At 31.1% G+C, this 20530-nt stretch carries 16 protein-coding genes; 5 read left to right on the top strand and 11 right to left on the bottom strand.

Features of this window, described 5'->3' with window-relative positions:
* From ASE21_RS21265 to ASE21_RS21230, 8 genes are all read right to left on the bottom strand, one after another.
* A partial coding sequence (locus ASE21_RS21265) for a hypothetical protein (RefSeq protein ID WP_410503577.1) occupies positions 1 to 513 on the bottom strand: 513 nt, incomplete at its 3' end.
* A gap of 3 nt (positions 514 to 516) precedes the next feature.
* Positions 517 to 1617, bottom strand: coding sequence for a hypothetical protein (locus ASE21_RS21260; protein ID WP_057124728.1), 1101 nt, complete (start codon positions 1615 to 1617; stop codon positions 517 to 519).
* A 38-nt stretch (positions 1618 to 1655) separates the two neighbouring features.
* Positions 1656 to 2177, bottom strand: coding sequence for a hypothetical protein (locus tag ASE21_RS21255; protein ID WP_057124727.1), 522 nt, complete (start codon positions 2175 to 2177; stop codon positions 1656 to 1658).
* A gap of 1 nt (position 2178) precedes the next feature.
* Positions 2179 to 3372 carry a hypothetical protein gene (locus ASE21_RS21250; RefSeq protein ID WP_057124726.1) on the bottom strand — a complete coding sequence of 398 codons (1194 nt, stop codon included), beginning with the start codon at positions 3370 to 3372 and terminating at the stop codon, positions 2179 to 2181.
* Positions 3372 to 5561, bottom strand: coding sequence for a type II secretion system protein GspD (locus ASE21_RS21245; RefSeq protein ID WP_057124725.1), 2190 nt, complete (start codon positions 5559 to 5561; stop codon positions 3372 to 3374). Before ASE21_RS21245 ends, ASE21_RS21250 begins: the two co-directional genes overlap by 1 nt.
* Positions 5562 to 5601: 40 nt before the next feature.
* The gene (locus ASE21_RS21240; RefSeq protein ID WP_057124724.1) at positions 5602 to 7002 is read right to left on the bottom strand and encodes a GspE/PulE family protein; all 1401 of its coding nucleotides are present in this window, start codon (positions 7000 to 7002) and stop codon (positions 5602 to 5604) included.
* Entirely contained in the window at positions 7003 to 7479 is a 477-nt protein-coding gene (locus ASE21_RS21235) for a hypothetical protein (protein WP_057124723.1), read from the bottom strand. It abuts the gene before it with no gap.
* A complete protein-coding gene (locus ASE21_RS21230) occupies positions 7479 to 7889 on the bottom strand; it encodes a type IV pilin protein (protein WP_262487432.1) in 411 nt (136 codons plus the stop codon). Before ASE21_RS21230 ends, ASE21_RS21235 begins: the two co-directional genes overlap by 1 nt.
* Before the next feature lie 185 nt (positions 7890 to 8074).
* On the opposite strand from ASE21_RS21230, the gene ASE21_RS21225 reads away from it, so the two are divergent.
* The 3 genes from ASE21_RS21225 to ASE21_RS21215 are packed head-to-tail and all read left to right on the top strand — an operon-like array spanning position 8075 to position 15735.
* Entirely contained in the window at positions 8075 to 11092 is a 3018-nt protein-coding gene (locus ASE21_RS21225) for a hypothetical protein (RefSeq protein ID WP_057124721.1), read from the top strand.
* Positions 11093 to 11100: 8 nt separating this feature from the next.
* On the top strand, positions 11101 to 15093 hold the full coding sequence (locus ASE21_RS21220; RefSeq protein WP_057124720.1) for a DUF6443 domain-containing protein: 3993 nt from the start codon (positions 11101 to 11103) through the stop codon (positions 15091 to 15093).
* 24 nt (positions 15094 to 15117) lie between these two features.
* Positions 15118 to 15735: a LemA family protein gene (locus tag ASE21_RS21215; RefSeq protein WP_057124719.1), complete on the top strand. Its 618-nt coding sequence runs from the start codon at positions 15118 to 15120 to the stop codon at positions 15733 to 15735.
* Between the two features lie 104 nt (positions 15736 to 15839).
* Here the strand turns inward: ASE21_RS21215 and ASE21_RS22370 are convergent, their stop codons facing one another.
* The 3 genes from ASE21_RS22370 to ASE21_RS21205 form a co-directional block, all read right to left on the bottom strand.
* Positions 15840 to 16163: a hypothetical protein gene (locus ASE21_RS22370; RefSeq protein ID WP_242410321.1), complete on the bottom strand. Its 324-nt coding sequence runs from the start codon at positions 16161 to 16163 to the stop codon at positions 15840 to 15842.
* 354 nt (positions 16164 to 16517) lie between these two features.
* Entirely contained in the window at positions 16518 to 16949 is a 432-nt protein-coding gene (locus ASE21_RS22365) for a relaxase/mobilization nuclease domain-containing protein (protein ID WP_242410320.1), read from the bottom strand.
* A gap of 697 nt (positions 16950 to 17646) precedes the next feature.
* The gene (locus tag ASE21_RS21205; RefSeq protein ID WP_057124718.1) at positions 17647 to 18444 is read right to left on the bottom strand and encodes a hypothetical protein; all 798 of its coding nucleotides are present in this window, start codon (positions 18442 to 18444) and stop codon (positions 17647 to 17649) included.
* 365 nt (positions 18445 to 18809) lie between these two features.
* Between ASE21_RS21205 and ASE21_RS21200 the strand changes: the two genes are divergently transcribed.
* A complete protein-coding gene (locus ASE21_RS21200) occupies positions 18810 to 19538 on the top strand; it encodes a hypothetical protein (RefSeq protein WP_057124717.1) in 729 nt (242 codons plus the stop codon).
* 45 nt (positions 19539 to 19583) lie between these two features.
* On the top strand, positions 19584 to 20516 hold the full coding sequence (locus tag ASE21_RS21195; RefSeq protein WP_242410319.1) for a hypothetical protein: 933 nt from the start codon (positions 19584 to 19586) through the stop codon (positions 20514 to 20516).
* Positions 20517 to 20530 lie beyond the last annotated feature (14 nt).

The raw sequence follows: 20530 nt of genomic DNA, 5'->3' as shown, positions 1-20530 counted from the left end.
CTGATTATCCGCATTTGTGCCATTAGCAATTCTTATATAATCTTGTGCAGCATCACTTACGCCCAATTTTAATAATGTCTCTGAACCCGTTATTGCTGGAGTTTTAATTTCTAAACTAGCAGCAGGAAGATTTGTACCAATTCCAATATTGCCATTAGCCAAAATTCTTAATTGTTCCGTTCCACTTGTAGAAAATCCTAAATAACCACCAGAAGAACTAAGTCCTCTGTAAAATGATATAAAGCTATTATTTTCATTTGGACCATATTTCAATCCAATTCTAAATGTTTCAGAATTTATTCCTGTTGTAAGTGTCTTTGTATATAATGAAAATTGCGATTCACTTGCATTAGCCAATATCGCTCCATATGAATTATCTCCATTATTAATATGCAATTTCGCTTGAGGTAAAGTTGTTCCAATTCCAATATTTCCATTTTCAGGATACGGAAATGTATTTTGAGCAAAACCAATTTGAAAACATACAAGTGATAGCAAAATTTTAAATTTCATGTTTTATATTTTTTTTAATGAATTTATTTCTTTTTTTAATTCCTCATTTTCTTTTTCAACATTATCAAGGCGTTTATTTTGCTCAATTAAATACAAAGTCAGTTCTTCAATTTTTTGCAAAAGCTTAGCATTCATTTCTCCAAGTTTAATTCCATTTTTCAAAACTTCTTCCTCACTTGGGATATTCTCTAAATGTCCACTTTCTGCAATATGTTTCTGAACTTCTTCAAGTGTTGGCAGATTATATTCTTTTTTAAACACAAAATCAGACCAGCCAACCATATCAACTTTTACTTCTTTTGAATGAATTGTTCCATTAACGTCTAATTTGTTTGTTGGATTTGTTATACCAATACCTACATTACCATAGATATCAACTCGCATACGTTCTAATCCAAAAGTTCCAAATACGATATTTCTATTCATATCTGGAATTGTTGAATATCCTGATAAATCAATAAAAGATTTTGTATTAGAATTTGTGCCACCACCTGCTGAAATTCTTAAGAAACCATCATCTGACAAATTCGATGAGTTACTAAAACCTCTAATTTCACCATTTGTTAATATACCGGCATTTATCGATGGTCTTTGTTGTGCATTAGTTAAACCACCATTTAAAGTCAAAGATCCAGCGACAGATAATTTACTCACAGGAGAAATGGTACCAATGCCAACATTTCCCTGATTTATAGTTAAATAAGTTAATGCGTCAGTACCCCATGATTGAATATTATCCTTAGGATCTCTTTCCCACCAGGTTTTTGTATCTAAATTTGGGGTTTTAAAAGATGTATCTACTGAAATACCGTCATGAAGTCTTGCATTAAACCAATTATTTAGAGTTCCATCCCTGTAGATCCATAATTTATTCATTAATGTATTGTCCCCAACATTTCCTGAAATACTATTAATCAGCTGATAAGAATTAACTGTAGTGCTAAGAGCTGTTGGTTCGTAGCTGGTTATTGTACCGACAACATGTAATTTTGAAACTGGTGATAAAGTTCCAATTCCTACATTGGAGCCATCTGTAGGAAAAACGCTTTGAGCAAAATTTACCTGTGCAGCTAATACCACAATTATTAAAAAAGTTTTCTTCATAGTCTATTTTAAATTTTGATTTTTATAATGAGCTTCAATTAAACTCCTTTATTTTTCTGCATGATGACCTCAACAAATAATTGATCTGTATTGGTTTTATAATTTCGTTTTTTAATAAAGTTTAAATGTTTAATGTTACCCAGCATTGGATTATTTTCAACTTTGTTAAGTAACGCCAAGCACCCATTAAATGACCCTTCAAGTGAGAAAGTATAACTGGTTGTAATAAATCCTTTTTGAGAAATAATATGCGGTTCCTTAAAATCCACTATCTTCAAATGAAAGGTGTCACTATAAGTAGTTAATTGTTTTAATAAATCATTTTGGAATGATTCTGAGATTTTGACATCATAATTAGACAAAACCTGATCGAGTTGTTTTTCTTTTTGAACCAATTGTGCTACCAGTTTTGGCATATCACTATCTTCAGCTATCTCCTGTTGTTTATTTTTATATTCATTATAATAATTTAGGGTATTAGAAATAGCAAAAGAATAGCAAATATAAAGCACAACCAAAAAGCCAATCGCTAGCATTTTATTTTTTCTGTTCAGCTTCATTTTACTTAAGAGTTAAATTTATTGAAAAGGTCGTTTCATTTTCTTCATTTTTACCAAAATGCGTAATCAGAACTTTATCCACAAAATTCAGTTTTTCAATCTCTTCAACCCAATTTGTAAAAGCGCCATTTGCAATAGTTGTTCCTGAAATTGCAATGATTTTATCTTTTGTTAATATTGGCTCTTCTATCTTAATTTTTTTCTCCAGAGGATTAAAGGTTAACTCAGTCAATAAAATAGAAGACGGAACTTTATTAGCAATTTCATTAATTATCAAAGAACTCTGCGAGGTCATTCTTCCTTCTATATCCTTAACTTTTGCCTCTTTTACAATAATCCTCTGCTTAATTTTGGAAACATCTTCAATGGAAGATTTATTTACCAAAAGTGTTTCTGAAGTTTCTTGCGCCAGTTTATAATAATGTGTAAAAAACATGAAATTGAACAGTAATATTCCCAAAACAATCCCAATCATTATTTTAATCCCTTTATTGAAAAAGGTTTTCTGATTGTAATTATTATACAATTCATCGCTATACCATACAATTGAACCTGTATTAAGTGTAGTATTTAAGATTAATCGCAAAATTCCGGAAAAAGACAATAGCTGTCGATTCTCGATCTGGAGATCATTTATCGTATAAGTAATCGCAGACTCTAAAGTATTTGAAGAAATTATCTGATTTCCTTCTTTTGAGATGCTTTGATGATTGGTAAAGAGTTCTTTTTCTTCTGTATAATTTATAATGTCAGCAATTGAACAGACACCAAGACTGATTCCTGCAACTGTTATTTTTTGGTTTTCGTATTCTTCAAGCAAAGCAGCAATATATGATTTTCTGGCAATGGCAATAACTGATTTTGTTTTGAGCCTCCAGATTTCATAATAAAATTCATCCCAGTTTATATTGGGAAAAGATTTATGCAATAGCTTTTCATCAGACGGTTCAATACCTATTACCTCTTTTTGAATAACCTGATTGGAATTGACAACTAAAAAAAATGGAAGTTTAGTGTCCCACTTTTCCGCTATCTTTCCGTTATAGCTTACTCTGTCTTTTTTACTAATTACTAATCCTTCTTTTTTTTTCTCCACCAAAAGTAATGCGACTTTATCTTCATTATTTAAAGTAAAGTGTTCGACACCAATATATTGTTTTCCTAGTAAAAAAGTAGGTAGAGAAAATGTTGCCATTAATAAATAACTGTAGGTTTAATCAATACACTTAATTTTTTCTTAGAATCTTCTCTTTTTCTGGAACTAAAAAGCCATTTTAATACAGGAATACGCGAAAGTAAAGGAACTCCTGTTCCTGAATCATTCTTTACAGATTCTTCAAGTCCTCCTAATACAATTAAATCCTGGTCTTTAACTCTGATAATAGAAGTAAACTCCCTGGAATTAATTCCCGGAGGTGCATCTTTATCAACCTTTTGTCCATTAAAACTAGACTGAATCACTTTAATATCCATAGTAATCTGTCCATTACCGGAAACCAGCGGCATTATCGTTACAGATAATTCAGCATCGATAGGCTGATAATTTTTTACTTCTGAAGCCTGTGGAATTTGCGATCCGTAATAATTCTGATTTGTTACCACATAATAGGTTGTTTCGCCTATAGATAAATAAGCTTTATGACCATTTAAGGTAGACAATCTTGGGGATGAACGTACTTTTAAATTCCCGTTTGTTTCCATTGCTTTTAGGCTCAGATAAAAGTTAGGCACTACCTGACCAATGTTTAAAGATCCAAACCCGCTGAAACCGTCAATAATTTTATTGATAGTTGAAGCTCCCAAATTGATATCGGCATTTGGATAAACGGTTCCTTTGGTTGTTACAGGTTTATCACCAATTCCGGCCTGAATACCAGTTTCGACTGTTGCACTTCGATTGACCTCTAATAACATCACTTCTATCAAAATTACAGGAACTGCTTTATCAATATAATTTATAAATGACTCAAATCGTTCGATATTTGCTGCAGGACCATTTACTAAAAAACTATTCAGTTCTTTATCAATTTTAATATCAAGATCTTTTTTTATTTCATCAGGAATAATAGTTAAAATAGATTCTGAAGGGGCACTGCTGCCACCTCCTGATGATGAATAATTATTACTGTTTCCGTTGTTATAATTACTGCTTTGATTAGAATAATTTGGATTAGAAGCAGATCTGTTATTACTGTCAAAAGAATTATAATTGGAATAACTATTCGTATTATTTAATCTTCCCGCACTTCTTCCCTCTTTAGACGGGTCACTTAAAAGTTCAATAGAACGATGCATGAGGGGTATAGATTTAATATTTCGCACTACTAACTGATCTTTTGTTCCAAAGTAATACACCGTACCGCTTCTTTTAAAAGTATAACTGCCTCCCGAAGAAGTCGTAGATAATCCGGAATTATTACTATTGAATTGTTGATTAGTGTTTGGCATTAAACTATTGTCCGTTTTAACTTCGAATAATTTTACCAATAGCTCATCGAAAGTGATGTTTTTAGCCTTAACCGTTCCGTTTCCTGCATTTTCTAATGGACTTGATATGAACATATCAATATCAAGTTCATGGCCAATATCATACACAATACTTGAGATTGGAGTATTTTCAAAATCAACATTTAAAAGCTTCTTATCAGCATCAACAACAGCAAAGTAAAAATTGGATTTTCTTGGGCGCTGTGGTTTATTTTGTCTTATTTCACCATTTTGGCTTCCTGCTCCTTCAATAGCAAAATTTCCTTCTAATCTATCGAAAATATAAAAATTATCTCTGGTCTTCGTCACACTTAAATTATTAGCATAAGCTAATTTATTTAATGCGGCATCAAAGGGTACGCTTTTAATATACGCTGTCAAGGGTTGATTTTCCAATCCGGGTGCAAAAACCAGATTTTTTCCGCTTACATCCATTATCTTTCTGAAAACATCGTACAATTTATCATCCTTCAAATTTAATGAAAGCATCAAATTTGCATAATCATAAGTAATATCAATTTCTTTTGCTTGTGGAATCTCAACGGGTTTTTCATATGATTTTATAGCCAGGATATTTCCTGTAAAATCAATAGTAAGATTATATTCTTTGCATAAAAATATAAGCAGGTCGCCAACTGTTACATCTGAAAAATTATTTACAATATTGATCTGGTTTAAGTTTGCAGCCACGCTAAAATTCAATCTATGCACCTGAGAAACAGCTAATAAAAAACTCGACAAAGAAGCTTCTTTAATGTTAACATTCACTTTTTCATTAAGTCCGGGAGCATCGGCAGAAATGGATTCAATATTATTTTTTAGTTGCAAAATCCGGTTTTCCTGCGCAAATGAAATCTGGAAAATTAGCAGCAATAACAGGGTAATTGTTTTTTTCATGAACTTTATATAAGCTGTAAGATTTTTCAAGGCAATTTATCTACAAGAGTAATGAAAAAACTTCATCAACAGAAGTAATTCCCTCTTTTATTAATAACAGTGCATTTCGTTTTAGTGTAAAAATATTTTTTTCATCCTGATACTCATTAATATCCAATTGATTGTTTTTTATTAAATTTGATAGTTCTGCACCGATAGGGAGAATTTCATATATCGCTTTCCTTCCTGAGTACCCCGTATGGTAGCAGTGTTCACATCCAACGGCAACGTGATGTGATATTAAATTATCCGGAATCTCAAAACCACTTGGAAAAACTGCTTCGGTAATAGGCTCTTCTTTTTTACAGGCATCGCATAACTTTCGAACTAAACGCTGCGCAACACTCATATTTAGTGTACTTGCAATTAAAAATGATGGAATCCCCATATCGATCAGCCTTGAAACCGTTGCCCATGCTGAGTTAGTATGGATAGTGGACAAAACAAGGTGGCCGGTTAATGCTGCGCGAATCGCCATATTTGCAGTATTTACATCACGTATCTCCCCCACCATAATAATATCTGGATCCTGTCTTAAAAAGGTTCTAAGAGTAGCAGCAAAATCAAGTCCAATATTCTCTTTTAGTTGTACTTGATTTATTCCTTCTAATGTATATTCTATTGGATCTTCAACTGTTAGAATATTGGTATTAGGAATATTTAGTTTTTTTAAGGTAGCGTATAATGTAGTAGTTTTTCCGGAACCTGTTGGGCCTGAAATAAGTACTATACCGTTTGGACGTTTTATATTTTCTATGTAAGCAGCCAATTCTTTATCTGTAAAACCAAGTGACTGAATGTCGATATGACTTGTATCCTTACTTAAAATACGCAGTACCACTTTTTCTCCGTGCAGAGTTGGCAAAACAGAAACACGGACATCAAAATCCTGATAATCTGTAACCATAGTAATACGTCCATCCTGCGGGAGTCTTTTTTCGGATATATCGAGCTGAGCGCGGATTTTAATTTTATTTACAATTACCGGATATTCTTCTACCGAAATGTGAAACTGCTCTTTTAACTTACCATCCAGACGAAAACGAACCCTTGCATTTTTTTCATAAGGTTCAAAATGGATATCACTGCTTCCAATTTCTTTGGCATTTAATACAATTTTTTCTAAAAAATCAGATGTATAATGAATCTCAGAAACATTATTGGAAGTTTTTCTGTAATTAGTGCTTAAATAACGGTTTATATTTTCAGTAGAGTCTGTTTCTAACGTAACCTGAAAACTAAGCAGAATACTTAATTCGTTCTGAAGCGCGGCAATATCCGAAGCATCTGTTTTTAATAGTACAGTCTGCTGGTTTTTCCCTACCGGAATAATTCTGTAATAATAGGCTTGTTCTGACTTGACAAGCTGTTGGAGTTCTATTGAAATATCAAAACTTCCCATCTAATAAGCGTATAAAAATGTATTATCTACGATAAATGAAACGGTATATACAACACCAAAAAAAAACGACATATAACCTGCTAAAGGTACTGTAGACGCTTCTTTTTTTGTATTTAAAACCAAGTGAATGACCAATGAAAATACAAGTGAAAAAACAAATAAAACTAAAAAAGAAATTATTGAAAAAGAGGCTGCGATGAAAAGAAAAAACAGGATATCTCCAATCCCGAGTGTGTTTTTAAAATCTAATTTTCTAAATTTTACATAAATTGTACTGACCCCTAAAATCAAAATTACAAATAACAGGTTAATTCCAAAATTGGTCAAAGCGATTGTTAAAGGCAGGACATATAATTGAACAGTAAATGCCAGAATGCCTATAATCGGATATAAAAACCAGTACACTAAACGATCTTTAAAATCCTGATATAAAACAAAAGCAAATACAATTATTAATATGATTTTAAAATACCACATTAATCATTTACAGTTTGCTTAGGAACACCATTTTGGTCGATCTCCCAGACATTAAAAACCCCGTTTCCGTTAAAATCTGTAATTGCTGTAGCTTTTACTTTAAACTCACTGTTAGTGGATTGTACAATTTCGTACACGTAATTAGCACTTCCATTTTCTTTTGTCGTTTTCGGAGCTTCAAAATCTATTTCGGTAAAATTAGGGCTGTATTTAGAATACATAAAATAATACTGTTTTTCAGCATTATAAATTGCTTTTAACTGCACCTGTGCTTCTACACTTTTTGCTTTTGTAATAAGCGGCATTAAGTTAGGCAGGGCTATTAAAAGTAAAATTCCAATTATAGCAAGTACAATCAACATCTCCTGAAGATTAAATGACGGTAGTTTTTTAAATAGATTTTTCTTCAAAGTAAAGTGTAATAAATTTTTACAAATATATCTTTTTTATTGGGAAAATCAAGGTATTAATTATAAGAAAAAATTTGTTAAAAATAAATTAAAATACAATGAAAAATATAGTATCATTGCCTTCGAATTTATGTAATTATTAAATTCAAACAATAAACGGATAATCAGCAAATTACCAAATTAACATGTCTTTAAAAATTAAAATCTTTTGTGCTTTAGTATTTATTACTGCTATAAATATTTCAGCACAAACTGTAACTGGTGCAGAAATTCAAAAAAAATATATGCCAAATGCGCCTTTAACTCCAAGTGCAGCATCCTTATTTAAATTTCAGGAAATAGGACTAAATGAGTACAATGGATCTGCCAATATTAGCATCCCATTAGTACAACTTTCTCAAATTCCTCTTAATCTTACTTATACTGCTACAAGCGGCAATAGAGTTAATGATGAACCTGGAATTGTTGGCTTGGGCTGGGATATGAATCTAGGAACAATAGTACAGAGTATTAATGATATTGATGACTTGCAACCTTTTTATTTTCAATACTTTAAACAGAGACCTGATTTTCAAGGTTATGTTTACCCTTCAGATTATCCATATTCATGTTCTTTTAGGTATAATCAATTTCAAGGATGTGATCCTGATGGGACTTCTTATCCTAAGCTTTCAGAGATACCTATAATGATTGGAAATAAGTTAACCTATGAAGGATATACTATTAGTAATGGAATATTTACCCCAACAAATGATGTTATTAAAAATGGAAATTTTGATTCTGAACCTGATGTTTTTACAGCCAATTTTTTAGGCCATTCATTAACATTTATAAATGATTTTTCTACAACTTCTAATACCTTATCATTTAAAGTTTTAAATAAAGTTGGATACCTAATATCACTTACGTATGTCAGTAAAGATGAAATTAAAATTATTATTACTGCTCCAACAGGAACCATATACGAATTCAATGCGCTAGAAAATATAAAAAATGAAAGCTCAGTTCCTTCCATTGAAAAATCTGTAGATTCAAGATCTTGGAAATTAACTAAAATTATTGAGCCAAATAAAAAAGAAACTGTTATTGATTATATAAATATTGCTAATGTTAGTAATAATCCTTCTTATTCCCAGGAATTTACAAAATCAAAAGTAGATTCAAAAGTACATACTTCCTACCGACCGTTCAATAAAGTCACATTAGATTATTTTGGACAGTCACAAACTTCTTATCCAGATTACGTTTTTATTCCTGCTGAAGGAAGCAATGGGGAATATCTCAAAACATTTTATAATCTCTCAAAACAAAATGTTAAACTAATAAGTTCGATAACATCTAACGAAGGAAAATTAAATTTTTATTATTCCAATAGAACTGATCATCCACTATCTAAAAAATTAGATTCTATAGTATTAAATAATCCGAGTAATCGCAAAATCCAAAGTGTCAAATTTGCATATTCTTATTTTAATGCTGTAACATCAACAAATGTTTTTACAGAATATCAGGCTAATGTCAATCCAAATACAAACATTTACAGGCTAAAACTCAATTCAGTTATAATCAACGATCAACAATATGATTTTACATATAACAATCAAAATTTACCACAAAAAAATTCGTTTGCGATAGACTACTGGGGATACTACAACGGAAGCAGTCAGAATACATCTATTATACCAAATCCAACTCATTTTAAATATTATAGTTTTATAGGAGATAATGGAAATAATTTAAACGCTAATGAGACATTTGCAAAGGCCTCAATATTAGAAAGAATAACATATCCTACCAAAGGCTATACTATTTTTGAGTACGAATTAAATGAGGCTAATAATTTATTTTATTCAATACAAGACGATTCTCAAGTAAAAACAAAAGGAAATGGATTAAGAATAAAAAAAATTACAAATTTTGATTCAAACAACTCTTTTTCTAGTGCAAAAACTTATGAATATTTTGAAGGAAAAACCATGCTCCCTCTTTTGACTGCGAGGACTAATTCTTATGGCAATACAGCAAGTCATCCAAGTTCTACAGGATATTTATATTCTGTTAAAGTAGACCGTTTATCTTCAAATAATTATTTTAATGTATCCCCAAATGGAATATCTAATTATGTTGGTTATGGCACAGTTAAAATAACTGAGTTTAGCAATGTAAATAATGGTTTTATTAAAAAGGCATTTCAAAATAGAGCAGAAAACGTGGTTTATCTTGATAATGTTAAAACGATGAACAATTACAGCTTCAGTAATGATGATATTGACAATGGCAGCGTTTTAAATGAGTCTGTTTTCAACTCACAGAGCACAAAAGTTAAAGAAACAAATTTTGAATATTATAAACTTAGAAGTACAGTCGATTATGGGGCCAAAGTAAGTTATTATGGAACTTTCTTTCAATATATGTCAGATGGAAGCATTACAAGCTTAGATCGTTATCAGGTAAGTTTTTATCCTCTATTTGGTAAACAAACTTTGTTGAAAAAACAAATTGAAAGTAATTATTTTGCCACAGACACTATAAAAACCACCACCGATTATGAATACAATACTTATCGTTTAATCTCAAAAATAATAAAATCTAATAAGGCAGGAGAATTTTATAAAGAGCAAAATAGTTATGCCTCCGATTTTACTAAAAACATTTTTAATCTTCCAGATTTCACAACTGTTAGTACTAATGGCAAAATTAAAGAAACTGTGAACTATTCATACGATGAAGTATCAGGTATAACTGTTCCTAAAAAAATAGACGTTTCTCCTTTTGGAAATTCTGTAAATCAAAAATCAGTCTTTTATGATACTTATGATACGACCGGTAATTTGGTGGAGTTTCATTCTAAAGATGCTATTTACACTGTCTTTATCTGGGGTTACAATAAAACAGTTCCCATCGCAAAAATAGAAAATGCAACTTATGCTCAGGTAGCTGCTGCATTAGGAATTACTACTACTACATTGAATACTTATAATGAAACTAATTTGATAGCAATAAATAATCTACGAAATAATTCTTCATTGTCAAACAGCATGATTACGACTTATACACACATTCCTTTAGTAGGAGTTAGTACAATTACGGATCCTAAAGGCGATATTATCAAGTATAATTATGACAGTTTTGGAAAATTAATTTCTATCAAGGATGCCCAGGATAGATTAATTTCAGAAAATCAATATCACTATAAAAACTAATATTCAAAATGAAGAATATATTAAAATATACACTTTTGTTTATATTACTAATTGTTGGAGTTAATAGTAATGCTCAAACTCCAATTACTATTGTTAAAGACAACAATTATACCGTTACAGGCTCAGAAACACTTACTGCATCAGAAAGTATAACTTTAAAACCAAACACTTGGATTAAAGTTGGAAGTACTTTTGTTGCTAAAATAGAATCAGATGCTTACCGAAGTATTTCATTAAGTAATGAAAATTATATTTATACGAGAACATTCCAAGCACCAATGACTTTACCTTCTGATATTACAAAAAATAGTGATGTAATAGAAACTATTACGTATTTTGACGGACTAGGCAGGCCTATGCAAAATATCGGCATTAAGGCTTCTCCTTCAATTCAGGACATTGTAACATCAATATCATATGATTCTATAGGAAGACAAAGAAAAGAATTTCTTCCGTATATGGATACTTCTGTAAATCTAGCTTCATATCGAAATAATGCAATTTCGAATACGAATAGCTATTATATCGCAAATTATTCTGCCGATATCAATAGCTCTAAACCAAATCCTTTTTCAGAAAAAGAATTTGAAAGATCTCCTCTCAACAGAATAATAAAACAAGGATTTCCAGGTTCTGATTGGGCTTTAGGAAATGGACACGAAATAAAACTTGAATATCAAACTAATCAGGCAAACGAAGTCAAACAATATTATGTAACTTCTCAAATAGGCTCATCAATTATTGATTCGAAAATTTATGCTTCGCCTTATTATCCCACTGGTTCATTAAATAAAAAAATAACTAAGGATGAAAACTGGGTTCCTGCTGATGGAAATAATAAAACAATACACGAATTCATGGACAAAGAAGGCCATTTAGTATTAAAAAGAACCTTTGGCGCATCAAAAGTCAATGATGTATTAACGAATGTAACTCATGATACTTATTATATCTATGATGAGTATGGTAATTTAATTACTGTTATACCCCCTTTGGCAGATACTGATGCATTGTTTGTAACAAATCCATCTGCATCAGGTTATGATGATTTTAGTAAAACTTTTAATCAGTCTATTTTTTCGGGAACTACAAGCGGAGGAGGTTCCGTTTATGTAACCATTACAAATAATGTTTTAAAAGTTGTTTTTAGTGGCGGTTATAACACTTCGTTTTTAAGTAATACTCCACAAGATTTACCAACTACTCCTTGCACCCTCCCAGATATGAATTTGGGGTTAATATCAAATGGAGATTATAATGCCAGTATTGTAAATGGAAAATTAAAACTGACTAGTGTTACAGGAGCTCCATCTACAGAGTTTTCGTCTACTTTTACAGTTAATCTCCCTACAAATTGTATCAATAGCAGTACTGAGCCTGATCCGGTTATTTTGAATAATTTATGTTATCAATATAAATATGATGTAAAAAACAGACTTATTGAAAAAAAATTACCTGGTAAAGATTGGGAGTATATCGTATATGATAAACTAGACAGGCCCATACTAACACAAGATGCAAATTTAAGAGTGAATAAAAAATGGCTTTTTACTAAATATGATGCATTAAACAGACCTGTTTACACAGGAGAATATGTTAATACTACGGATATTACCAGAATAGCTGTTCAGACACTTGCAGATAATAGCAACACAGTCGTTGAGAACAAACAAACTTCTGCTTTAAATATTCTTGGTACAAATTTGTATTACTCAAATAGTGCTTTTCCTAATTCAGGTATAGATTTATTTACCATAAATTATTATGACGATTACACTAATATTGATTTAGATGGCGGAACATCAGTTTCATCTTATGGTATTACTCCTATTTCTAATGCTAAAGGATTATCTACTTGTTCTAAAGTACGAGTTCTAGGAACCAGTAATTGGATAACAAGTGTACATTATTATGACAATAAAGGCAGGACTATATATGATTATAATAAAAATAATTTTTTAAATAGTATAGCTACGGTAAAAACCCAGCTTGATTTTGGAGGTAAGATTTTAGAAACAACCAGTACCCATAAAAAAGGTACTGATGCTCTAATTACTATTGTAGATTCGTATTCATACGATCACGCTGGTCGTGTATTAACACAGAGCCAATCTATAAACAATCAAACAAAAGAAATAATTGCAAATAATACCTATGATAAATTAGGACAATTAATTTCTAAAGGCGTTGGAGGAAAAATAAATCAGTCTCGTTTACAAAACGTTACCTACAATTACAATATTAGAGGATGGCTAAAAGGTATTAATAATATATATGCAATTGGTACTAATTTGTTTGCCTTTCAAATCAATTACAATGATATTACTGATTCTTCAAAGAAATTGTATAATGGCAATATAAGTCAGACTTCCTGGAAAACAGTGAATATTGATGATAATAGTCTGAAAAACTACACATATACTTACGATGCACTAAACAGATTAACGCAAGCTATAGACAATTCAGCTTTAAATCCTGGAAGGTATAACGAAGGTTTAAGCTACGATAAGAATAGTAATATCAAGAGCATTTTAAGGCTCGGACATATTAATACAGCTGCAACAACATTTGGAACTATGGACAATCTTACTTATACTTATACAGGAAACAGGCTTGACAAGGTAGAAGATAGTTCTGGAAGCACAGAAGGTTTTAGTAATGGAGCAAATATTCCAATCGAATATACTTATGACAATAATGGCAACATGAAAACTGACGCCAACAAAGGTATTACAGCTATAAGTTACAATCATTTAAACCTACCTACATCTGTAAGTCTAAACGGGGGCACCATAAGTTATTTTTACGATGCAACTGGTATAAAACAACGTAAAACGATTAGCACAGGTGGAAGCACCGATTATGCAGGAAGTTTTATTTATGAAAATAATAGTCTTAAACAATTCTCTCAACCTGAAGGATACATTACTTATAATACAGGAATTTATAATTATATTTACCAATACAAAGATCACTTAGGCAATATCCGTTTAAGTTATCAGGATAAAGACAATAATGGAGTGGTTAATAAGAGCGAAATTGTTCAGGAAAATAATTATTACGCTTTTGGTTTAATGCATAAAGGTTATAATAATGGTATAAATGGTGTTGATAATAAGTATAAGTATAACGGAAAAGAGCTTCAAGACGAGCTGGGACTTAACATGTATGACTATACAGCAAGAAATTATGATCCCGCTTTAGGACGCTGGATGAATATAGACGCATTGTCAGAATTGTCAAGAAGGTGGTCACCATATTCTTATTGTTATAGTAACCCAGTAAGATATGTTGATCCTGATGGAATGCTGGCAAAGTCGGTAATAGATGATTTAATTAGTAAATCGGACAATGACAAAGAAACAAAATGGACATTCAATAACGATGGTACAGCGACAGGCAGTAATGGACGTACTGCCAACACAGAAGAAAATCAAGAAGAGACTTATGGTCCTGGAGATGGTCCTGGATTTGGACATAAACCGAAAGAACCGACGTCAATAGTTGGTAAATTTTTCAATAAAATAGGGTCAAAAATTGACAAGCAAAAAACGGCACTAGCAAATAAACTTGCTAATAGACATGCTTACAATGAAAGATTAATTATGGCCTATTCATTTGTTATGGAAGCCTTAATTGAGACTACGGAAGCAGGTGATCTTTTAACTAATATTAGGGAATCTATGGTTGATACATATGGCAATCAACAGGCCAAAGAAGTTAGTGAAGTATACAGTAATGTTCTTTCTATCGTTAAACAAATAAAAGAAGATGCTCAAGGTGAAGGCGGAAAGTTAGTTGATAGCTATGTTATACGAATTTCCGCTGCTATTGGAGCAAAAGCTGTCGGTTTACAGATTCAAAATAATTCCATTGCTTTGACAATAAAAGGATTAGATAAAAATGTCTACTATAATAGAAGAATAGATCCTGCCGACAAAGGCCCTGAGGTGGGTGGATTTAGTGGTGGCGGATCTGGAGGGTATTATGGCGATAAATAATTAAAATAAATTTATAATCAAAATATGAAAAAGACTTTTAAATACGTATTTATAATAATTGTTAGTATAATAGTTATTATTTTTCTATCGATTCATTTTTATAAAAATGTAGTAGTTGAAAATTTAACTAATAAAAATAAAATAGCAACTGAAAAATGGTCAGAGCTGTATAATTATAGTAATGATCGACAAAAATTATTAGAAAATTTTTTAGATTCTACTAATAAAGACGCAAATGATACTTTAGAAAATGTGTTACATAAGAATAAAGAAAAATATAAATTATATACAGAGAGTTGCTCAATTCAATTCGTTAAATTACAGTACGATATAAATAAGGAATATTTGAAAATTTTGAGTAACCATTCGGTTGATAGTACTTCGAATCAAACTATTGCTTATAAAATTTTACAAGAATTAAAAGAATTAGATATAAAATCTAATAATGTTATAGCAGAATATAACGAAGCGACGTTAGATTATAATAAATATATATCAATTTTTCCTAATTTTTATTTTGCGAAGAGTGGTGGATTTCATAAAAAGAAGTATTTTACGATAAAATATGGAGTGAAAAATGATGATCCGATAGTTAAAAGTAAAGAGTTGCCTGCTTGGGCAAAGGATCAAGATACTTTATAATGTCTAATTTTCTAAAAGAGAAAATTATTCTTTTTTAGTTGTAAATTATTCAAAGATATTTAGGGTGTATTTATACACCTTAAATATTTTAATATTGTTTATTTTTAAATAACTCTTCGAATCTTTCTCTTCTTTTGTTTAAATTGTTTCGATACATAATCGTTTACTTTTTCACCACGAAGCAAAATCTCGGTAAGATTTTCTTTTATATACGCTCTTGATTCAAAATCCTGAAAGTTCGCAGAATTTGTTGAAACAGAATTTTGATGCTTTCGTTCAAATGCAAGAATGTTCATTGCACAGCTTTCCTGAATTCCTTTTGCACTGAATTCTTTTCCCAGACTGCTTCCGTTAAAAACGGATCTGGTTTTATAGTCTACATAAGTTATTCCATACACCTGTCCTTCACTGCTTTTTCTTAGTATCATATGGATGCTTTCAGCTTCTAATATCTTGGATAATTTTTCAGTAGAAAATATGTTTTCACGAAAGAAAGCCAATTTTATGACATTTTTCACATATTTTTTTACAAGACTCTTTCTCTGCGTGATTAGTTTTAAATTTTTCTTCCAGAAATTTTAAGGGCGGCCTGCTGTAGAATTCGCTGGCTTTTATCGGCACACCTATCGGTTTTGAATTCTGGTCAAGTATCTTGTAAAGGAGTCCATTATTTTTAAAAACCCTCGATTCCTCACTTCCTCTATCAGCATGAACGTTATAGAGGTTTAAAACTGCATTGAGTTCAGGCAGGCTTGAATATTTATAATCAAATAAAAACTTGTTTAAAACTGAATTGATAGCTTTTCTGGACTCTGCTTTCCGTATAGGACTCTACCGACATCTATCGGATTTAACGAAAATTGTTCTTTATGCTTTCTTCCTTCGGCTTTTACGAGCCCGAACATTTCTTCAATTTCTTTTCGGGCAGGTCCTGATTTTCTGATTCCCAGTAAATGCAGATCGATTCTTTTTCCGTCTCTCTGAATGTTGTTTGTTACGATATGGCAGTGCGGATGCCCTGTATCATAATGCTTATACACCAGGTAAGGCTGTCTGCCGAATCCCAGTTTTTCCATATAGGTCTCTGCAATTTCAGCCAGTTTTTCTTTCGAATGATTCTCCGAGGGATCAAAGTTGAGCGAGATATGCACTGTGTTTCGCTTCCGATAGCGCAGATTTGTAATCTGTGCCCTCAAAGAGAATCTATAAGCCATTCCATAACGGAGTGGCTTTTGCTTTTATAAGAAAACCTAATGTACCTAAATGCTGATTTTTGGACTAATATGATCCTGTTTCCGCTAGGTAAGTCAGCTTGTGGCTAGTAATTAGGATTCAAACAACCTGTCTCCCTGTATCAGCTGTTTTAATACCACAATCCAAGATTTAGACCTTCAATTTACCTGCCCGCATAACAGACTTGTGTACGTATACCAACCGATACCATCTGTTCTTCAAGTGAAAATTCCAGCCATTTTCAAATTTCCCTGACCAGTGTCTCATTTTGGAACAGTTATTTATTCAGTCAAAAAAATATTTTTGAAAACAAAGTGCCAAAAAGCTACACTTTTCCAGATTCGTTTAGTATTTATTGTAAAGATGCTTGACTAACTTGTATGGAGTTCCTGTATCTGCCAATAACGATATACTAATCAATCAACAAAATGAAATATGAAGATTTAAAGAAATTTATAATAAGCACCAAAGCAAGCAAAAGCACCATCTACAGATTCTTTAAAAAGAATTAAGACTAACTGAGTTTAGAATAGCATGAATAAGTAAAACCTTAAAAATAATCTGAGAAACATTAATATGGTTCATAAAAAAATGCACGAAGTCAAAAAAGACTCGTGCATTTTTTATTTTTAAAGATTACTAAATCCACTTAATAATTTTAAAAATATTGCAAAAATACTACTTCTTTTCCAACTTGTCTATCTTTTTAACTAAAGCCTTATTCTCCTTAACAAGTTTATCATTATTATCCTGAATTACATTTACTTTCTTATTTAAATCTATCATGTAAAGAGTAAGCTCTTCTATTTTCTGCAAAAGTTTAGCATTCATTTCTCCTAGACTTATTCCTCCTTTTAAGACTTCTTCTTCACTTGGAATATTCTCTAAATGACCTTTTTCAGCTATATGTTTTTCTACTTGTTCTAAAGTTACTAAATCATACTGTTTTTTGAAAACATAATCTGGCCATCCGCTTACATCTACTTTTACTTCTTTTGAATGGATTGTCCCGTTTACATCAAGTTTATTCTGAGGTGAACTTGTTCCAATACCTACATTTCCCAAATTATAGGTTAAATTTGTACCATTATTTTGCCAATTAGTTTTCAATTGTGTCAACAAACCAGCAAAAGGAGTTGTAGCTTCGGTATGAATAAAAAATAATTCAGAAAGGCCGACGACACCATTAATACCATTGTAAAAAGTAAATTTAAGCTTACTATAAATTCCAGCAGTTGGTATTTTTACCGAAAAATTAGAACCACTATAATCAACAGTAGAGTTGTCTGCAATAACTCTCCATACATTTGCCGAATTGTATATATCATATCCTTCAATTTTAAATCTGCTTGCAGGTAAAGATCGTGTGGTCCATCCAACCCAGGCACCTGCCTGCGTATGAGCACTAGGCAATCCTTCTATAAGAATTACTACTGGATTATCAGGTGTGACTCCTGAAATGTGATTTGGAAACATGCTTCCATCAAATAATAATGGCAAGTTGGCGGTAGGGCCAGTTTGTGTCACTGTATAGCGAGTTTCAGCATTAAAAAGAATATTATGTTCCCAGCCTACAGGTGTAAAATTTGTTGAGAATATCTGGGCATTTAAAAGTTAGCATAATATCAATGCCGGAATAAGTAATTTAAGTTTCATAATTTATATTTAAAAAGCAAAAATAAGATATTTCATCACAAATATAATTTTTAAAAATATTTTTTACCAAAATAAAAGATCTGTATTTAACACTAAATTATATCCAATTTAGTAGATTTGTTCAAAATTTGTTAAAAATCATTCTCTTATGATTATATTTTTTCAACTAAATAAATAAAAGCATTATGTTAAAAAAAGCTGTTGTCTTTGCGCTCTTTGTTTTTGGCGCTTGTCAGACAACCAAAATTAAAAACGACGACTATAAATTCTCATCTTCGGTCGTTGAATTAGGAAATATTGGAACATCAAAATTGTCATACAATCAAAATACATTTGAGCCAAAAGCTTTAGCTAAATTGGAAAATAATATTCGTGTGGAAATTGGTATTGTTCCTTATAACAAAAAATTAAATAAAATATATAAATCAAAAGCAAAATATAATCAAAGCCAGACTAAAGTTGCTTTTATAGACAGTTTGCCAGTTAAACCAGAATTGGTAACAATTAAAATTTTGGATATAGCTGGTCTTATTCAGGAAATTAATGCCGATTATAACGCTCCTGTTTTAAAATTATTGACCGATACTCAAAACTTAAAGATAATTTCAAGTCTCGCAGTAAGCCTTCCTGTTGAGGAAATTGCAAAAATCAGACAATCTGATGTATATTATATAATTAACAATCAATACAAAAAATATACAATTGCGCTGTTTAAATCCGGAAAAAAAACAGACATTATTGATATTAATCCTGAAACAATTGTTGCCTATCAGGTAAGCTCATTTTGCTGGATAAAATCAATAAAAGGAACCTGGAATGTGGCTGATATTGTAAATGAAAATAATAGCTGCTCCGGAATTACTAAAAGCCGAATAAGCGAGAGAAAAAACAATAAAGATTTATTTGATATGTAATTTCTTTAACGCTTATTTTTTAATTATATACATAAGTCAATTATCATGACAAAAAATTCATTTAAATATTTCTATCTTCTCATCTTTCTAAGCTTTTTTTCTTGCGAAGAAATATTAATGGTTGATGATATATCAAAAGAAGAAGTAGTATTAACAGCACCTGGAAACAATATTGCTTTATCTACATCAGGTGTTACTTTTTCATGGGAAACTGTCGAAAGTGCAGACAAATATCAATTACAAATTGCCATTCCAAATTTTGAATCCCCACAGCAAATAGTAGTAGATACATTAGTTGCTAAAAACTCTTATACACAGCAGTTAAATATTGGAAAATATGAATGGAGAGTAAGGGCTGTTAACAGTGCTTATGAAACTGCTTATTTTAAAAGAAACTTTGAAATCATAAATAATGATGATTTTCAAAATAATACTGTAATTCTATTAACTCCAGCTAATAATCTAATTACTAAAACTGCTTTACAGAAATTGTCCTGGAACTCTATTATTGGGGCAACAGGTTATCAGCTTCAAATTCTGGATGAAAATAACACTTTAGTAAAAGAACAAAATTCAGAAGCACTTTTTCTTAATTTTACTTTTGACGAAGGTAAGTACACATGGAAAGTAAGAGCTAGTAACGGAACGGCACAGACCCTTTACACTTCCAGATTACTTTTAATAGATACAAAAGCACCTAATACTCCTATTCTTACCAGTCCTGTAAATTCCAGCTCAACAACTAATACAAGTATTAATTTTCAATGGAACAGAACTCCTGTTTCAGGAAGTACAGAAAGAGACAGCATATATGTTTATAATGAAAGCGCTTTAACTAATTTAAATTTTAAGGATAGAGCTGTAAACCCTTATAATAAAACACTTACAAAAGGAACTTATTACTGGTTTATAAAATCATTTGATGAAGCTGGAAATCAAAGTGCCAGAAGTACTGTTTTTAATTTTATAATAAATTAATGTCTTTAATCTCT

This window comes from Flavobacterium sp. Root901 (assembly GCF_001429765.1).
Taxonomy (GTDB): Bacteria; Bacteroidota; Bacteroidia; order Flavobacteriales; family Flavobacteriaceae; genus Flavobacterium.
This window is presented reverse-complemented; position numbering and strand designations above follow the sequence as displayed.